The sequence below is a fragment of the Clostridium uliginosum genome (assembly GCF_900112485.1).
GTDB lineage: Bacteria > Bacillota > Clostridia > Clostridiales > Clostridiaceae > Clostridium > Clostridium uliginosum.
The window spans coordinates 1-16,366 of record NZ_FOMG01000013.1 but is presented as its reverse complement, the minus strand read 5'-3'; the positions used below and the strand labels follow the sequence as shown (position 1 = coordinate 16,366).

Annotated in this window: 16 protein-coding genes; all 16 read right to left on the bottom strand. The window is 27.7% G+C overall.

The features are described 5' to 3' along the window. Positions 1–3: 3 nt before the first annotated feature. A complete protein-coding gene (locus BM027_RS09765) occupies positions 4–273 on the bottom strand; it encodes an acylphosphatase (RefSeq protein WP_090091335.1) in 270 nt (89 codons plus the stop codon). Continuing rightward, positions 270–614, bottom strand: a complete 345-nt coding sequence (locus tag BM027_RS09760) for a hypothetical protein (RefSeq protein ID WP_090091333.1) — start codon at positions 612–614, stop codon at positions 270–272. Before BM027_RS09760 ends, BM027_RS09765 begins: the two co-directional genes overlap by 4 nt. After that, positions 607–936, bottom strand: a complete 330-nt coding sequence (locus BM027_RS09755; RefSeq protein ID WP_090091331.1) for a PTS lactose/cellobiose transporter subunit IIA — start codon at positions 934–936, stop codon at positions 607–609. Before BM027_RS09755 ends, BM027_RS09760 begins: the two co-directional genes overlap by 8 nt. Before the next feature lie 14 nt (positions 937–950). Continuing rightward, positions 951–2,267 carry a 6-phospho-beta-glucosidase gene (locus BM027_RS09750; RefSeq protein ID WP_090091328.1) on the bottom strand — a complete coding sequence of 439 codons (1,317 nt, stop codon included), beginning with the start codon at positions 2,265–2,267 and terminating at the stop codon, positions 951–953. Between the two features lie 15 nt (positions 2,268–2,282). Then, the gene (murQ, locus tag BM027_RS09745; RefSeq protein ID WP_090091326.1) at positions 2,283–3,188 is read right to left on the bottom strand and encodes an N-acetylmuramic acid 6-phosphate etherase; all 906 of its coding nucleotides are present in this window, start codon (positions 3,186–3,188) and stop codon (positions 2,283–2,285) included. Between the two features lie 278 nt (positions 3,189–3,466). After that, positions 3,467–4,312, bottom strand: a complete 846-nt coding sequence (locus BM027_RS09740; protein WP_090091324.1) for a pyridoxamine kinase — start codon at positions 4,310–4,312, stop codon at positions 3,467–3,469. Between the two features lie 256 nt (positions 4,313–4,568). Then, the gene (locus BM027_RS09735; protein WP_090091322.1) at positions 4,569–5,093 is read right to left on the bottom strand and encodes an ECF transporter S component; all 525 of its coding nucleotides are present in this window, start codon (positions 5,091–5,093) and stop codon (positions 4,569–4,571) included. Between the two features lie 204 nt (positions 5,094–5,297). After that, entirely contained in the window at positions 5,298–6,002 is a 705-nt protein-coding gene (locus BM027_RS09730; protein ID WP_090091320.1) for a PHP domain-containing protein, read from the bottom strand. A 140-nt stretch (positions 6,003–6,142) separates the two neighbouring features. Continuing rightward, positions 6,143–7,006 carry an SdrD B-like domain-containing protein gene (locus tag BM027_RS09725; protein WP_090091318.1) on the bottom strand — a complete coding sequence of 288 codons (864 nt, stop codon included), beginning with the start codon at positions 7,004–7,006 and terminating at the stop codon, positions 6,143–6,145. Between the two features lie 114 nt (positions 7,007–7,120). Continuing rightward, entirely contained in the window at positions 7,121–8,131 is a 1,011-nt protein-coding gene (locus tag BM027_RS09720) for a hypothetical protein (protein ID WP_090091316.1), read from the bottom strand. A 381-nt stretch (positions 8,132–8,512) separates the two neighbouring features. Next, positions 8,513–9,061, bottom strand: a complete 549-nt coding sequence (locus BM027_RS09715) for a histidine phosphatase family protein (RefSeq protein WP_090091314.1) — start codon at positions 9,059–9,061, stop codon at positions 8,513–8,515. A 53-nt stretch (positions 9,062–9,114) separates the two neighbouring features. After that, complete coding sequence (locus tag BM027_RS09710) at positions 9,115–10,896, bottom strand: bifunctional homocysteine S-methyltransferase/methylenetetrahydrofolate reductase (protein WP_090091312.1); 1,782 nt, start codon at positions 10,894–10,896, stop codon at positions 9,115–9,117. A gap of 551 nt (positions 10,897–11,447) precedes the next feature. Further along, a complete protein-coding gene (locus BM027_RS09705) occupies positions 11,448–11,975 on the bottom strand; it encodes a GNAT family N-acetyltransferase (RefSeq protein WP_090091310.1) in 528 nt (175 codons plus the stop codon). A gap of 422 nt (positions 11,976–12,397) precedes the next feature. Beyond that, positions 12,398–13,723, bottom strand: a complete 1,326-nt coding sequence (locus BM027_RS09700; RefSeq protein ID WP_090091308.1) for an APC family permease — start codon at positions 13,721–13,723, stop codon at positions 12,398–12,400. Between the two features lie 536 nt (positions 13,724–14,259). Beyond that, the gene (locus BM027_RS09695) at positions 14,260–15,363 is read right to left on the bottom strand and encodes an anti-sigma-I factor RsgI family protein (RefSeq protein ID WP_090091306.1); all 1,104 of its coding nucleotides are present in this window, start codon (positions 15,361–15,363) and stop codon (positions 14,260–14,262) included. A 9-nt stretch (positions 15,364–15,372) separates the two neighbouring features. Continuing rightward, complete coding sequence (gene sigI, locus BM027_RS09690; RefSeq protein WP_090091304.1) at positions 15,373–16,038, bottom strand: RNA polymerase sigma factor SigI; 666 nt, start codon at positions 16,036–16,038, stop codon at positions 15,373–15,375. Positions 16,039–16,366: the final 328 nt, after the last annotated feature.

The following is a 16,366-nucleotide window of genomic DNA, read 5'->3' as shown; positions in this document are numbered from 1 at the left end:
TTATTACTTTATAGCAAAGAATTTTTCTCCTGAAACAATATCAATCTTTTCAGCTTTTATTTCAGATACTTTAAAAAATCCATTACCAATTTTAAGTTTCTCTTTTAATTTATCAATATTCTCTTTTTCTCCTTGAGCCTCGACTATTATATCTCCTTCAAGACCTCTTTTAACATAGCCACTTAAACTTAAAGTAGAAGACTTCATTTGCACAAAATATCTTATTCCGCCTTCACTAATATTCCCACTTATAATAAGCCTTTCTCTAATCATAGCTTTCCTCCATTAATATTTTTTTTAATAGTTTTTTTAGCTAACCACGTATAATCAAACATTGTTTTAAGTTTTTTCTTTTCCACATTAATTCTTGATGTCTCGAAAAACATCATTACTAAAAAGAAAAATGCTACATATAACATTAATACAATATTTTTTGAAAGATTTATAAATATAACTTGTGGTACTATAACTATTAAAAATGCAGAAACTCCATATATCCACCTATTTAGAATAATATTTTTCTTTTCATATAAATAAGTAGTTAACTTAATTGGAATCATTACAGCAATACCAATTAATAATATATATTTAAATACAATTATTACGCTATACATTTACCTTTGCCTCCAATGCATGGATAGTTCCATACATTTCTATCATTTTTTTAACTAAAAATTCTTCTGACATTGCAGTCATAAATTGATCTTGGGCATGTACCATTAGAAGAGATACGTTGATTCCATCTTCTTCAATATCCTTTTGAATCAACTTTGTTTGCATATTATGAGCTTCTATCATTTGCTGATTTGCAAGTTTAAGAAATTCATCAGATTTCTCTTTATTATTTTCCATCATTTCATTTAATGCATTAAAAATATTGTTTCTTGCTTCCCCTGTGTGTGATATTAATTCAAATATTTCTTGCTCAAATTTCACTTTATAATTCCTCCTCAATTAAAAAATTGTGGTAAATATTCTTTATTTATAGTTAATAATTCATCTAATAATTGTTTTGCTACATTTATTGAAGGAATTAATGGATTATTTACTAAAGCTTTTAATGCTTTTTGTTTATCTCCAGTTACTGCTGCATCTACTGCTAACATTTCATAAGATTTAACTAAATGAATTAATCCAACTGCTTCTTCTGCTAATGGACTCTTTAATAAAATTGGTGTTGCACCTGTATTATCAATAATTGCATTAGTTTCAATTATGCAATTATCTGGCAAGGCTTTAAGCATTCCATTATTTAATACATTAACTGTATGCATTTCTTTTTTATTATTAGAAATTGCACTAATTAATGAAACAGCTGCATCTGAATAGTAAGCTCCTCCTCTTTTATCTAATTCCTTTGGTTTTGTATCAATACTTTCATCTTTATAAATTTCAAATAATTTTTTTTCTATTTCTTTAACTACCTCAGCTCTTGTTCCTTTTCCATTTTCGCTTGCTGCTTCTTGTTCTTCTTTAACCATTTCTTGAGTCATTAGATAATATCTATGGTATGGTGATGGGAACATTCCAACAGCTCTTAAATAATCTCTATCCCAATCTATAGCAGGTATATTTTTCATAGATAAACTTTCAAAATCAGTCATTTGTTCTATCAAATCTTTTGTCACATCTTTACCATATAAATATATACTCTTTGCCCAAACTAAATGATTTAGACCTATATACTCTACAAATAATTCTTCTGGTTTAACTCCTAATACTTCTGCAAAAGTCATCTTCATATGAATTGGAACATTACATAAACCTATACACTTAACATTTGAATATCTCTTTACAGCTTCTGTTACCATTCCTGATGGGTTTGTAAAATTAATTAGCCAAGCATCAGGACATACCTCCTCTATATCTTTACAAATTCCAAGTATTACAGGTATAGTTCTTAAAGCTTTTGCAAATCCACCTGGACCACAAGTTTCTTGTCCAAGTACATTATATTTTAGTGGAAATCTTTCATCTCTTGCTCTTGCATCCAATCCACCAACTCTAAATTGAGTTACTACAAAATCTGCACCTTCTAATGCTTCTCTTCTGTCAAATGAAACTCTTATTTTTGTCTTTAGTCCTACTTTCTTTATCATTCTTTCTGCAAGTTTAGATACTATTTCTACCTTTTCTCTTCCCATTTCAACATCGAATAACACTATTTCTTTTACTAATAACTCATCTTTTCTTTTCAAAAAACCATTTATTAATTCTGGAGTATAACTGCTTCCTCCTCCGATTACTGTTACCTTTAATTCTTTCATTTTTATCCTCCTATTTTAGATATTTTTTATCGATTTTAATATATTATTTTTATACTTTTCAAGTATTTTTTGGCTTTCTTCTTTGCTTTTATTAGCTGTAATCATAAATATAGCAACTTTAACGTCTCTATTACTTTCTTCAAAGTACTTCTCTGCGACTTCTCTTGAACATTCAGTTGCTTCTTGAATAATTCTCTTTGCACGTTCTACTAACTTTTCATTTGTAGGTTTTACATCTATCATTAAATTGCTATATACTTTTCCAAGTTTTATCATAGCTCCAGTTGATAACATATTTAATACTAATTTCTGAGCCGTTCCAGCTTTTAATCTTGTTGATCCAGTTACAACTTCTGCTCCAACAATTGGTGAAATTGTAGTTTTTGAGATTTTTGAAAGTTCTGATTTATAAGTACATGATATAGAAATTGTGTATGCATTAACCTTATTTGCATATTCTAATCCACCTATTACATAAGGAGTTCTGCCTGACGCTGCAAGTCCAACTACGACATCCAACTCACTTAGATTTTTTTCCTTTAAGTCCTTAACTGCTACTTCCTTTGAATCTTCAGCACCTTCTTTTGCTTTAAAAATTGCTTCATATCCACCTGCAATTATCCCTTGTACTAATTCAGATGAAACTCCATAAGTTGGTGGACATTCTGATGCATCTAAGATACCTAGTCTGCCTGATGTACCAGCTCCAATGTAAATTAGTCTTCCCCCTCTTTCAATTCTATCAACAATCTTATCAATAGCTTCTGCTATATTTGGTAATTCACTTTCAACTGCTAGAGGAACAAGCTTGTCTTCATTATTCATTAATGTTACCATTTCTAAAGTAGATGCTTTATCAATATCCAATGTCCTAATATTTCTGCTTTCTGTTATTAATTTATCTAAATCTATGTTTGACAATTAATCCACCTCCTACTGATTACGTTTTCATAATAACATTTTTGATTCAATATTTCAAGTATTTTAATAATTTATGAAATATTGTTTCTTATGTATTCTTATTCTTATTTTTATATTTTATTACATAAAAAAACATCAAACTTAGAAATGTTTTTCTTAGTTTGATGTTTTTACTATAAACTATATATAATTATTTATTAACAAATTTTAATATTTACAGTATATATATTCTAATTAATATAGTTCATTATTTATAATGTTAACTTCTAAATATTTGCCTATAATACATTGTTCAAATATTTTAATGAACTTTCAAGAAGTACACCTTCTTTAGTCGGATAATCATATTTATTACTTTCTATAATACATCTTTCTACAAACTCACAAGAATCTTGTACACTATTTAATAATGATTTTCCTTTTAAATAACTTCCAATTAATACTGATGTAAATATATCTCCAGTACCTGGATAAGACTTTTCTAATTTGTTTGCAATTATCATTTGAATTGAATCACTTTTTCCACTATATATAGATGTACCAATTTTATTTTTATCCTTAAGTGGAACACTAGTAATAACTACATCTTCACATCCTAAATAATGAAGCTTTCTAGAAATATGTAATAATTCTTTCTCATTTATCTCAATTAAAATTTCTTCTCCTGCTAAAATACAAGCTTCAGTAAAATTAGGTGTTATTATTTTAGAATATCTTATTAATTTTTTTAAATTTTCAGAATAGCTTTCATTAAAATTACAATAGTACTTACCATTATCTCCAAAGATAGGGTCAAAAACCACTAAAGTATTATCATTTTTAAGCTTTTCTAAAAATTTTAAAGTTCCATCTATATTATTAATGCTCCCTAAATAGCCAACAAATATTCCTTCAAATTCAATGTTTATATCTACATAATGCTTAACTGCATCATCTATATACCCTTTAAGTTCAACTATCTTAGGAATATTAAATCCACCTGTATGTGTTGTTAAAATCATAGTTGGTACTGGACAAACTTCCACTCCTAATGTAGCAAGCACTGGCATTATATTCGTTAAAGCAGCCTTTCCAACTCCGCATAAATCATGTATTGTAGCTACCCTTTTTATAGGTTTTTTCATGTTTTATTCTCCCTCTTACATCTTGCATAATATGTTCTATCCAAATAGTTTTTTCTTATTTTAAAGTTATACTTTTTTTATTTAAGAATAACACACAAAATAAACTATCCATACTGACTTGTTATTTTTTGAATATGCCTTATTCCAATTTCACTTGTTTTAGATATGTATATAATAAGAATTCCCAATTGACCTTTTAATTAATCAATCAGGAATTTCTATATTTTCAAACATTGCATTTAAGTTTAAGATTAATTTAATTATTAAATTGTATGATTCCTGTTGTTGCTTTCTTTATAGCAATTGATAAAGGAATTGCAATTATAAGTCCTATTCCAGTTGTGCCTACTGATGTTAGTAAATGTAAAATTGCTGTTTGTAATCCTACAAATACTAACCAATCAAATGCAAAGTAGCCAAGTAATGATACTACTCCTCCAGCTATAAATCCTATTACATTATATAATAAATTTCCACCGTTTTTATTATTTTCAAAAGCAATCTTACCTGCAATGTAACCAGTTAAACCCTTAACTATTAATGTAGGAATTATCCATGCAGCAAAGGTTGGATCTAAAGCATCATATAATGCACACCCTATTCCAGCAGATATTCCTGCATCAGGTCCAATTAGAACAGCAGTAATAAAAATCGCAGTAGTTCCTAAATGAATCATTGAATTAGATCCCCCAAGTGCTACTGGAACATGAATATAAGTACCCACAAAGCATATTGCAGCCATAACCCCTATTAATACTATTCTTTTTGTCGAAAATTTCATTATATAGCCCCCTTAAAATACGTCATTTATTTAATAATAATAATTAAATAAGATTTAGTCAAATGTATGGATACATTTTCTAATAATTCAACAAACACCCTAAATAATCTTTTTATGTAACTAAAAAATACAGGCGCCATTTATTTAACTCCTGTATTTTAATATGCCTTATATAGTTTTTATTAATTCATCTTCTCAGCTGTGTTATTCAATAATATCCAAATAAGGTAATCCTGCTCCAGATAAAAAATTATATATTTCTTCTTCAGATAGATATACATCTCCTATTATTCCGTGAGTCCTATATAATCTATTTAACTTATGAAAATCTGAACCAGCAGTATAAAGTAGCCCATTATCATTAGCTATTTTTAAAAAGTATTTAGTATCTTGATCTGTATTGCTACAGTACTTAGCCTCTAATCCATCAAAATTAAGTTTTATAATTTTTTCAAAATTAGGTCTATATAAACGTACAGGATGTGCTAAAATAACTGTAGCTCCAAAAAATTTCAATAGTTCAATACCAGTTTCTACACATATATTATCCTTTTTCTCATGAAAATTTATAAAACTACCAAACATTTCTATAAGCTTTGATATTTTATGATACTTTACATACCTTAATGCTTCTACAAGAAGCTCATTTTTATAACTATCATCTTTAAAATACCCTAAAACATGTACTTTAGCATTATTATATCTAGTAGAAAGTTCAACTCCTGGAATAATCTTTACTCCTATTTCCTCTCCAGCCATAATTGCATCGTCTATACCCGCAGTACTATTATGATCTGTTAAAGAAATTATATCTACATCTTTTTTCTTAGCTAACATAACTACTTGTTTAGGTGTATACTTTCCATCTGAAAAGGTGGAATGAATATGAAAATCACCTTTTTTAAACATAATAACTCCTTTTAAAGGTATACCACATTTTATCATATGAATTAATAAGTTAATCGTTACTATATATTAAGTAGATATACTTATCTTTTTTTAAATTACTTTATGGAAATAATATTATTGAGGCAATAAACTTGTTAATTTTAAAACCATTTTCTTGTAAATCCAATAAAAGCACTTACTACATTTTTATTAGGTATATTAACTATAATTTTGTTAGTAAGTTTATTTGTTTTAGATTCAAAAAAATTATTATTTATAGGTTTAATCATCTGTAAGTTCTTAGGGACTTTAAATACCATCTTATATACTCCCGGTGATAAGTTGTTAAATTCATAGTACCCATCTAAAATCATATATTTTGAAGTTGTTGTTGAATCTATAATATTATTATCTTTATCATAAATATCAATATCTAAATTATTAATTCCTTCAGAATACTTCTCATATAACGGAGTATCATAATAATTAAAAAAAGCAACACCACATAACTTAAAGTATTTCTTTAACCCTATTAAAATGTTTTTATTTTCCCTATCATTACAAATTATATCTGATAATAAAGTTTTACAATTAATGGATGAATATTCACCTTTATTAACTACCTTATAATTATCTCGCAACTTAACCTTTATAAAATAGTTATTAAGTTTTATATCTTTGAACTCATAATATCCTTTGTAATCAGTCTTTACAGTTGATATTGGATTTGCAAGATTATCAGTGCTAAATAACTCTATCTCAATATCCTTTAAGACAATATCCTTTTTATCTTTAATTCCATTATTATTTAAGTCTAACCAAACACTTCCTGAAATAGGATATACCTGCTTTTCAATCACTTTAGAATATGATTCTTCATCAGCAATAGATTTAGCCATAGAAACTTGGGTATTTAAAGTATTAAAGTTAGTGTTATCTATTTCCTTTTTAATTACGATAGGTTCAAAATAAATATTATTTTTATGGGTTGTGCCTATATTCGTACTAGTATTTATTAATGCCACTTATATTACCTCCTAAAAATCAAATTCATATAATTTATTATTTTCACTATAAATATCAATATATAGGTAGCTAATAGTTAGTTAGCTACCTATTATATTATTTATACTTATTTGTTATACTAGTGATATATCATCTACACCTAAATAAGATAGAACTACGTTATTATTATTAATAACCTCAGCTCTAAGTGTATAAATTCCTCCATTTAAGAACGTATAGCTCCATGGTTGCCATACTGAATCACTACCACCATTAGAATTTCTAGTAAAAGGTATATTCTCTGTACTTCCATCACTTCTTATAATCCTTATATTTGCTACATCTGGTGTACGACTTACTGCTTCTTGTGTGCAGAAGAAGGCCCATCCTTGAATTGTATCTCCTGGACATACTGAAATTGTTTGATATAAAGCAGTTGTTGCATTAGCACCATCTGTTGTTAGTAAAGCAAAGTAGTTTCCAGCATGTGGGGCAAAATTTGTACTAGAACTAGAACAGTTAAATAGTTGTTCTTGGGTAATAGTATTAGGTTGTTGATTGTCAACCTTATTCCATCCAACAAAATCATTTTCAAAACTTGGGTTTATAAGTGGTCTGTTATGACAGTCATCTGGGCATGGGTCACATGCTGGGAATTCTATTTGGAATAGCATAGCTATGCAGCATATAAAATGACAAGGAACTGCAAAATATGGTGTAGCAGGACCTTCATCAACTTTTTTTCTAAGTTGAAGTTGGTATATTCCAGATTCAAATATTTCGCAACGTAATACTTGATAAGGAGTAGTTAAAACAACACCATCCTCCGCAACAACCCATAATTCATATTGATCACTAATACAAAAGCTCATTAACTTTAAATCAATAGGACTACTTATATCTAAAGTATCTTCAAGTGTTGGATTTGTAGTATCAGCAGGACACGGTAATTCTCCGTCATTACCAAATACTAATACAAAACTTATATCATCTCCTTTTCCAGGGTTTTCAACTTCTGTATGACTTTCTTTTAAACTCCATAACTTTATTTCAGGACGTACATCTATACTAGCTGTTGCTGGAGCTATTCCTTCACAAATAGGGGAAACAACATTTACATTATCTATATAGGGTATCTTAGCCATAATTTTTATCTCCTTTATTTAATATATATGTTGCACTAAAGATTTTTCATCAAATCCACATAACACTCTAAATTTTAATTTAGATTAATTTTTACAACATATATACATTATATTTTTGTTATATTTATATTTTTATTATATGAAAAATTGTTTTTATAGTTACAAAAGCTTGGTTTTTGTAGAACTTTATATTAAATTAATTTAGGTATATATACTAAATAGAAACAATAAAGTATTTTAATATAAACTAAATAATCGCACCCCTGTTAAATACAAGAGTGCGATTTAGAAAATATAGCTTTTTAAGTTTTTTGTTATTAAATGTTGTTCTATTAGATCTAATTATAAAAAAATACTATTCTAAATTTATATGTTATTAATTTAATCTCTTTTATATAAATAAAGTCTTCCATTTTGAGGAGTCATTACCATTTTCCCATAAAATCCTCTTTTTTTAAGTTCTTTTTGGAGAGTGTACATAAAAAATCCATGAGTAACTACTAGGATATTTTCTGAGCCTTCTCTTTGAGCTTCACTTTCAAGGAAGTCAACAAAATTTTTAGCATTTAATTCAGTATGTAACTTCTGTTCTTCTTGAGATGTATGATTAGTATACCAAGCAAATCTTGCTGTAACAGCCCAAAACCAATATGGAAGTTTCAAATTACTTTTAAATAGTGGATTTATTGGTACTTCTCTAATAAGATCACTCTTAACTATATCTCCAGAATAAACATCTTGAGCAGTAGTTATTGCTCTACTTAATGTGCTTGCATAACATTTATTCCAAACTATACCCTGAAGTTTTACATCATTTCTTGTAACTTCACTATTATTATAATCAGTCTCCCAATCTTTAAATTCTTTTGATGTCATAAAAGCTTTCTTTTCACAATTAACTTTAAAATGTCTAACAAGACCGATCCTCATAATAACACCTCCGATAAATTCTAATTATGCTAATTCTTAGTCTAACAATTAAATTAAGAGTTTATTCCATGTATTATCTTCATTAACATGTTTACTCTCTTAAAAGGAGTTATAAAGTAAAGACCATCACAAACTTCTTTAAGTTTTTTTCCAAGTTCTACAGATATATTTATTCCAACTTGTTCTGCCTCTTCTTTACTCATATCTAATGAAAACATATTTATATATTTCTGTGGTATCTTAACCCCTGGAAGCTCATTATTTAAAAATTGAGCATTTTTATAAGTAACAATTGGAAGTATCCCTCCAAGAATTTTAACATTTGTTTTCTCTTTTATCTTTCTTAAAAATTCTATAGCATCATCATCATATATAGGTTGCGTTAAAAAGAAGTTTGCCCCTTTTTCTATCTTTTTAAGCATACGATTATATTCTACTTCCTTATTTAAAACATTTAAATTCAAAGCTCCTCCAATATAAATATCATCACCATTAAAAACTTCTTTATTAGTATCACTCATAAGTTCTATTAACTTAAATGAATTTAGATTAAATACACTCTTTGTTTCAACTTTATTAGCATCTGATACTGGATCACCTGTAATTGCTAATATATTTCTAATATCTTCAATATGTGCTCCAAGTAATGTTGATCTTATTGCATTTGTGTTTTTATCTCTACAACATATATGTGGCATAACATCAATGCCTATTTCTCTCTTTATTTTAGATGCTATAATAGTAGATTCTGCTCTAACTCTTGACATTGGTGAATCTGGAATAGTTACTAAATCAATACCATTATTTTTACATATCTTAGCACCTTCAATAAGTTTAGATATATCTGTATCCATAGGTGCTGAAAGTTCGATTGCAATTACAAATTCATCGTTGTTTAATTTCTTGATAAAGTTGTTTTCTTCTTTATTTACTACATCCACATGACCTTTTATATCATTTTTTTCTATAGCAGGTTCTTGAATATGCTCATCTATACGTGAAGATATATTTTTAATATATGACGGTTTAGTACCACAGCATCCTCCTACTATTGATACTCCTAATGATTTTATTTCCATAACCTTTTTTCCAAAGTAATCTGGACTATTGGTGTATACTGTTCTTTCATGAATAAGCATTGGATATCCTGCATTAGGAAGTGCAGATACAATATCTCCTTTTAAATTAAGGTTTTTAATTATTTCATATATAAATGTTGGACCAGAACCACAGTTAAATCCATAAGAATCTATTTGACTTATATCCTTTATATCTTGAACTATTCTATTAACACTTATACCATCTCGTGAAAACCCATCTGGTTTAACTGCAAATTGAGTCAATATAAAACTATTAGGATCTTTACTCTTAATATATTCTGAGATTTCTTTTAGATGGCTAGGATTACTAAAAGTTTCAAATATAAATATGTTAATGTCATTTTCTAAAAAACACTTAATTATAAATTTATACTCTTCTAAAATAATTTCATCTTCATTTTCTGAATTTTCTTCTCTTATTGGTCCTATACTTGCCCCTATAAACACCTTTTTATTCTTACAAGCTTCTTTAGCTATATTAATACCAGCTTCAAGTACTTCTTTTAATTCACTTCTTGAAATTCCTAAAGTTACTGTATTGGCTGAAAAAGTATTTGTTCTAATAAGCTTTGCCCCTGCATCTATGTATTCTTCATGTATTCTCTTTATTGTATCTTTATCATTTAAATTTCCAAATTCACAATAAGATACATCATTTCCCGTTAGTTCCGAATAATATGTTCCCATAGCCCCGTCACATATTAATACTTTATCTTTTAAATATTCTTTTATCATTTTAACCATCGCCCCAATATTTTTAATTTATTTTAAGACTATATTTAAAATTAGTCTTAATTTTTAGTTAACAATATATATATTTTTCTCCTTTGTAGTATTTATAGCTATTATACATTATTTATTCAATATGTTTAATACTTTTTACTAACCTATAATAAACTTAGATATATCCTTTGAAAGTATTTTTCTTTTTGGCTCTGTTTTAAAGTAGTGTTGATATTTTAATATAAAGGCGAATTGGCATTGGAATTTGCTTTTTAGAACTCTTAATGAATATTTGTACTATTAATTGCTTGTCACAATCTGTGATTGGGAGCATGCATTAATAGGACTAATATTCATTTTAGCGTTCTTAAAGTAAATTCCACTGTCCATGAGCTTTATATTAAAATATCAACACGGTTTCAAAACTTAGCCTTTAATTTTATTTTCTAAAATCTAAAATTATAGATATAAAAAAGAGATAGCATTAATTTGCCACCTCTAAAATTTTATCTTGTAATATGTTTTTTTAAATTTATAAATATTTTTTATTAAATCATAAAGAATTATAAAGAATAAACTTTACTGTATACACCTTCTTTATAATTACTAAATTGTCTTTCATTAACTTTATTGGGATAACTCATAACCTTAAGTGGTAAAAATGAATACCCTTTATGCAAAGGAGGTTGCATATAATCAAACGGATTTACATGGAAACCTAAGCGCTTGTAAAATTCAATTCTACGTGTAGCAATCTCTGTTTTTGGATATTCAACCTCTAAAAAAATAGGCTTATTACTTTGTTTCAGATAATCTTTTAGCATAACTGTGCCAATACCTTTACCCCTGAGTTTACCATCTACAGCAAAATGTTCAATAAAATTAAAATCATCAAACTCCCAAGTTGCCATAAAAGCAGTTACATTACCCTCAGCATCCTTGTCGGCAATAATCTTATATGAATCATCATAAAAAAGATTTGCTTGTCCTTCATAGCTTCTGATTTCTTCACTTGGAAATGAATCATCCATCAGCTTAAAAAAGCTATCAAAATCTTTCTGGTTAATAAATCTAAAATTGTTCTTATTCATTTTCCCTCTCCTATTATATGAGGCATCTTAAAAAAATAGCTTGTTCATATAAGCTATATATTTTAAATACCTAAATTTACTATCTAATACATTATAGCATAAATATAGTATCTAATTATAAATTCAGGCCTAATAAGACATTAATCTATTACAATATTTATTCTTACCTATCTAAATCATATAAGGCACATTCAAAAAATAATATATCAGTATGCTTGTATGACATAAAGTGAAACTTTTCAGCTGGAGCTTTGTTGAACTTATACCCTCAAGGGGCACCTCGTCTTGAGACCAAGTATACGACACATCTTTGGTCTATTAATTTTTTCATGTGCCTAAATTTTCTATTTATAAGCGTTATTTTTATATAAAAATGAGCCATCTCAAGCTTTTATGCTTCAGACAGCTAATTTTTTAAATTTCTATGTTATTTTTATGTTATTTTTATGGTGATTATAAATATAAAATGGTATTCCTATAAGCATTAATATAAATCCCCACATTACTATTTCTGCTCCTGAACCATATATTGTCCAAATTGAGTATGCAAATGCTAAAAGTGGAATAATTGCTTTTTTTATAAAGATTTTAAAGCTAAATTGCTTTTCGCCTTTAAACATAAGCATTATTTCAGCTGCTGTAGTTAATAAATATACTGGCAGAAATGATAATGTTGCAAGTATTGTTATAAAGGTAAATGCTGATATCATACTCTTTTGATAATTCATCACAAGTAATATATTAACAAGTATAGATCCGGCTATTAATGCATTCACTGGTGTTCCATACTTAGGATGTAGCTTTCCAAAAAATTTTGGAAACACTCCATCTTCTCCAGCTGCATATCCAACTCTAGCCGTTGATAATAGCCATCCTATCGTTGTCCCTAAAATACAAATTACAACTGCAATTGTTAATACTTTTCCAACTGATGTTCCTAAAATTTGTGTTAATATATCTGTAAGTGGTGCAGAACTTACTGCAAGATTTGAATTTGACATAGCGCCCATACTTCCAAGACTTATTAATATATAAATAATAGATGCTATTATTAATCCATATATTGTACTCTTTTTAACATTTATTTCTGGATTTTTTATTTCTCCTGCTGTAACTGTAGCACTTTCAAGTCCTACAAATGCCCATAAAGTTGATGTAGCTGCTAGAGGAATTGTCCCTAATCCTTTTCCACTTGGTACTAATGGCATTAAGTTTATTTTATCAAAATTCAAAAATGCTAATACTATAAATATTGCAAAAAATCCTATCTTAAATACTGTAGCAAAAGTCTGAATTTTTCCTGCTTTCTTAACTCCTACTATATTCAATATCGTAAATATCCATAAAACTGAGCTAGTAAAAATTATAGAACCTATGGGATTTTGAATTGCTGGTATAACAGCTGAACTGTAACTAGATAGTGCGACTATTATTGCTGCATTGCCAATCCATGATCCATTCCAATATAGCCATGCACTTAAAAAGCCTGTAAATTCTCCAAATGCCTCTTTAGTATATTGATACGCTCCTCCAGTAGTAGGATACTTTGAGCCTAAATTTGCAAAAGAGATTGCTATTAATATTGAACCAATTGTTGTTATAATCCAAGCTATCATGGTAGCTAGTGGTCCTGAAACCTGTGCGAGTGTTGCAGGTAACATAAACACGCCTGAACCAATCATATTTCCACACACAAGCATAGTCGCCATAAATAGACTGATTTCCATCTTTAAGTTTTTACTTTCCATATATCCTCCTTAGTTTAAACTAAAATTACTATTTAATTTCATATGTCTAACATAACTTAAACCATATATATTATAATTAATATACTTTCATTTTTATATGGTTAACCTCTAAAGAAATAATAGAGATACTGAATAAATTCAAATGAATAATGATTTTTAGAATATATAATAAAAAAATAGCTGTGTTTATTTCTTTAGATTTTTAAACACAGCTACTATTATAAATTAGTTTGGAAAAAATTTATACACAAAATATAATTATAATATAAAACAAAATAAAAGCCCTATATTTGCTCTTTCCCAATAAACAAACATAGGGCTTTTATAAGTATTTCAGTTATTTAGCCTTTTTATTAAATTCTTTCCAAGTATAAAATCTTGCTTTGCTACTTGCATTATATAATACAAATAAACTTGAATTTATCGGTACCTTTTTAATGTACATTCAAAAAATAATAGACCAGTATGCTTGTCTGACACAAAATATACGAAGCATCTTTGGTCTATTATTTTCTTTCATGTGCCTAAAGTAAAGTTCAACTTTTAGGTTTAGAAACTGGAGTTTCATCTACCTTAGGTGGATTGGGTTTAACTTGATTATCTGAACCACTATTTTCTCCATTTGAATTATTTGAGCCTATATTATTATTTTCGTCTGGCTTTGGTTTTTCAACTGGAGGTATTATTGGCTCAGGCTTAGTTTCTGGAACTACCTCTGGTTCAACTTTAACCTCAGTATTTTCTTTACCTTCATTGGTATTTTGTTGAGGTGGTGCAATTTCTTTTATTGGTTTTTGAGGTGTTATATCTTTCTTAGGTACTGTTATTTCAATAGGTTTTTCAACAGGTTTTTCTATTGGTATATCCTTATCTACTTTTGGTGTTTCAACTTTAGAACTCTCATCAGCTTTCCAATAAATACAATTTTGTTTATCTTTTATAGCAGATGTAATTTCTTTAACAGGTATTTGTTCAATATTTATTTTAATTGCTTCAGTAGCTGAAAGTGATGCTTCATATCTTCCTAAACTGATTCCTTTAGTCTTAGCCTCTTCAACATCTTCTTTATCACCTGTTATATAAGTTACATTTTCAGTCTTAAAAGTAGTTTTAATAGCTTCCTGTATTGTATCTTCATAAACTTTATCATTCTCTCCATTTAGGAATGCAAAAGCAACTAGTACTTCACCATCTTTATCTAGATATTGTTTTTCTACTAATTTTGTTTTTATAATTTCAATACCTTGATTAATTTCAAGTCCTTTAACATCAGAAAAATCAAATTTCTTTCCATCAGCATTAACACCTTCTACTTTCACTACTTTTTTCTTATTATCTACCTCTATTTGTATACTAGGGTTAATATCTAAACTTACAACAGCATAAGCTGTTTCATAGGTTATACCTTGGAAGAAAGTAAATATAAGCAAAAATAATGCTGCAAATGTTCCAAAAGTCTTAAAAAGACTAGGTCTATGAACACTTTTATTTATATTTAAATTAATAACATCTTCTTCAAAATAAAATATTTTCTGTCCTATCTTCATATCATCTTTGATTTCTATGCTCTCCATGATACCACATTCATTCATTACTATAGCGTAATCTTTTTTTGTCTCTACTAATATTCCTTTTTTCATTTTAATCACCTACTTTCTGATCCATCTTTTTAACATTCTAAGATTTTTATTAAGTATTATCACTACAGAAATAATGAATTTTTTACTTCTTTTTACCACTTTTTCTGTAACTGAAAATCTTAAAACAACCTTTTTTATAGGCAATCTCTTTTTTAAATTCATAAATGATGTAAATTCCTCAACTTCATTTATAGCTTCTGCCAATTCAATTGCATTTGTTCTTGTTGCCTTTTGTTTAGGAGCCTCATTTACTAAATCTTCTAAAGTAAATCCAAAAGAACTTATTTCAAACTTTAATTTATTTATATCTTCAACCAATAAACTATTATCCTCTTCTTGTTCCAAGTATTCATGTTGAATATCTATCCCTTTATCTAATAAATCATCAAGTGATGAACATAAATGTTTATTTTCACTCTTCAAATAATTTTTAATTCTACTTGATATAACAAGTTTTGCAAAAGGTAAAAAATATCCTTTTTCTTTATCATATCTTTCAACGGCTTCAGTAAATGCAAGTAATGCAACACTTATCTCCTCATCATTTTCACAAGATACATATCTTCCTGTCACATCTGAAATGCTTTTAATTATAAAAGGCATATGTTGGTCAATAAGTTCATTAATATCTATGTCTTGTCCAACATTTAAATCCTCTAAAACACATTCGAGCATATATGCGCTCCCTTCCGACTCGTCATTATTATATACAAAAAACAATAGTAATTTTGGTACTTTTTATTACATATCAGTAAAATTTTTTATAAAAACTATTAAATTAAACCATTATTAAATTATGCATACCCTTATATGTTACCATATTTGGGTCGATAAAGTAATAACTACAGAGATAATTCTATAATCTTAATTAATCTTTAAGGCATCTCCAAGTAAATATTATTTTTAACTAGGTTGTTGAATAACTAATTTTTACAAATATTTATTTAAAAAATATTCTTAGGAATCATAAATTCCAAGGATATTTTCTCGTTTTGATTCCTTG

Coding starts and splice junctions, on each gene's coding strand:
- BM027_RS09750 (WP_090091328.1), bottom strand. CDS start 2,267: ATGAAAGAATTAAAGGTAACAGTAATCGGAGGAGGAAGCAGTTATACT.
- BM027_RS09720 (WP_090091316.1), bottom strand. CDS start 8,131: ATGGCTAAGATACCCTATATAGATAATGTAAATGTTGTTTCCCCTATT.
- BM027_RS09705 (WP_090091310.1), bottom strand. CDS start 11,975: ATGAATAAGAACAATTTTAGATTTATTAACCAGAAAGATTTTGATAGC.
- BM027_RS09695 (WP_090091306.1), bottom strand. CDS start 15,363: ATGAAAAAAGGAATATTAGTAGAGACAAAAAAAGATTACGCTATAGTA.
- BM027_RS09700 (WP_090091308.1), bottom strand. CDS start 13,723: ATGGAAAGTAAAAACTTAAAGATGGAAATCAGTCTATTTATGGCGACT.
- BM027_RS09740 (WP_090091324.1), bottom strand. CDS start 4,312: ATGAAAAAACCTATAAAAAGGGTAGCTACAATACATGATTTATGCGGA.
- BM027_RS09730 (WP_090091320.1), bottom strand. CDS start 6,002: ATGTTTAAAAAAGGTGATTTTCATATTCATTCCACCTTTTCAGATGGA.
- BM027_RS09760 (WP_090091333.1), bottom strand. CDS start 614: ATGTATAGCGTAATAATTGTATTTAAATATATATTATTAATTGGTATT.
- sigI (WP_090091304.1), bottom strand. CDS start 16,038: ATGCTCGAATGTGTTTTAGAGGATTTAAATGTTGGACAAGACATAGAT.
- BM027_RS09710 (WP_090091312.1), bottom strand. CDS start 10,896: ATGATAAAAGAATATTTAAAAGATAAAGTATTAATATGTGACGGGGCT.
- BM027_RS09715 (WP_090091314.1), bottom strand. CDS start 9,061: ATGAGGATCGGTCTTGTTAGACATTTTAAAGTTAATTGTGAAAAGAAA.
- BM027_RS09765 (WP_090091335.1), bottom strand. CDS start 273: ATGATTAGAGAAAGGCTTATTATAAGTGGGAATATTAGTGAAGGCGGA.
- BM027_RS09735 (WP_090091322.1), bottom strand. CDS start 5,093: ATGAAATTTTCGACAAAAAGAATAGTATTAATAGGGGTTATGGCTGCA.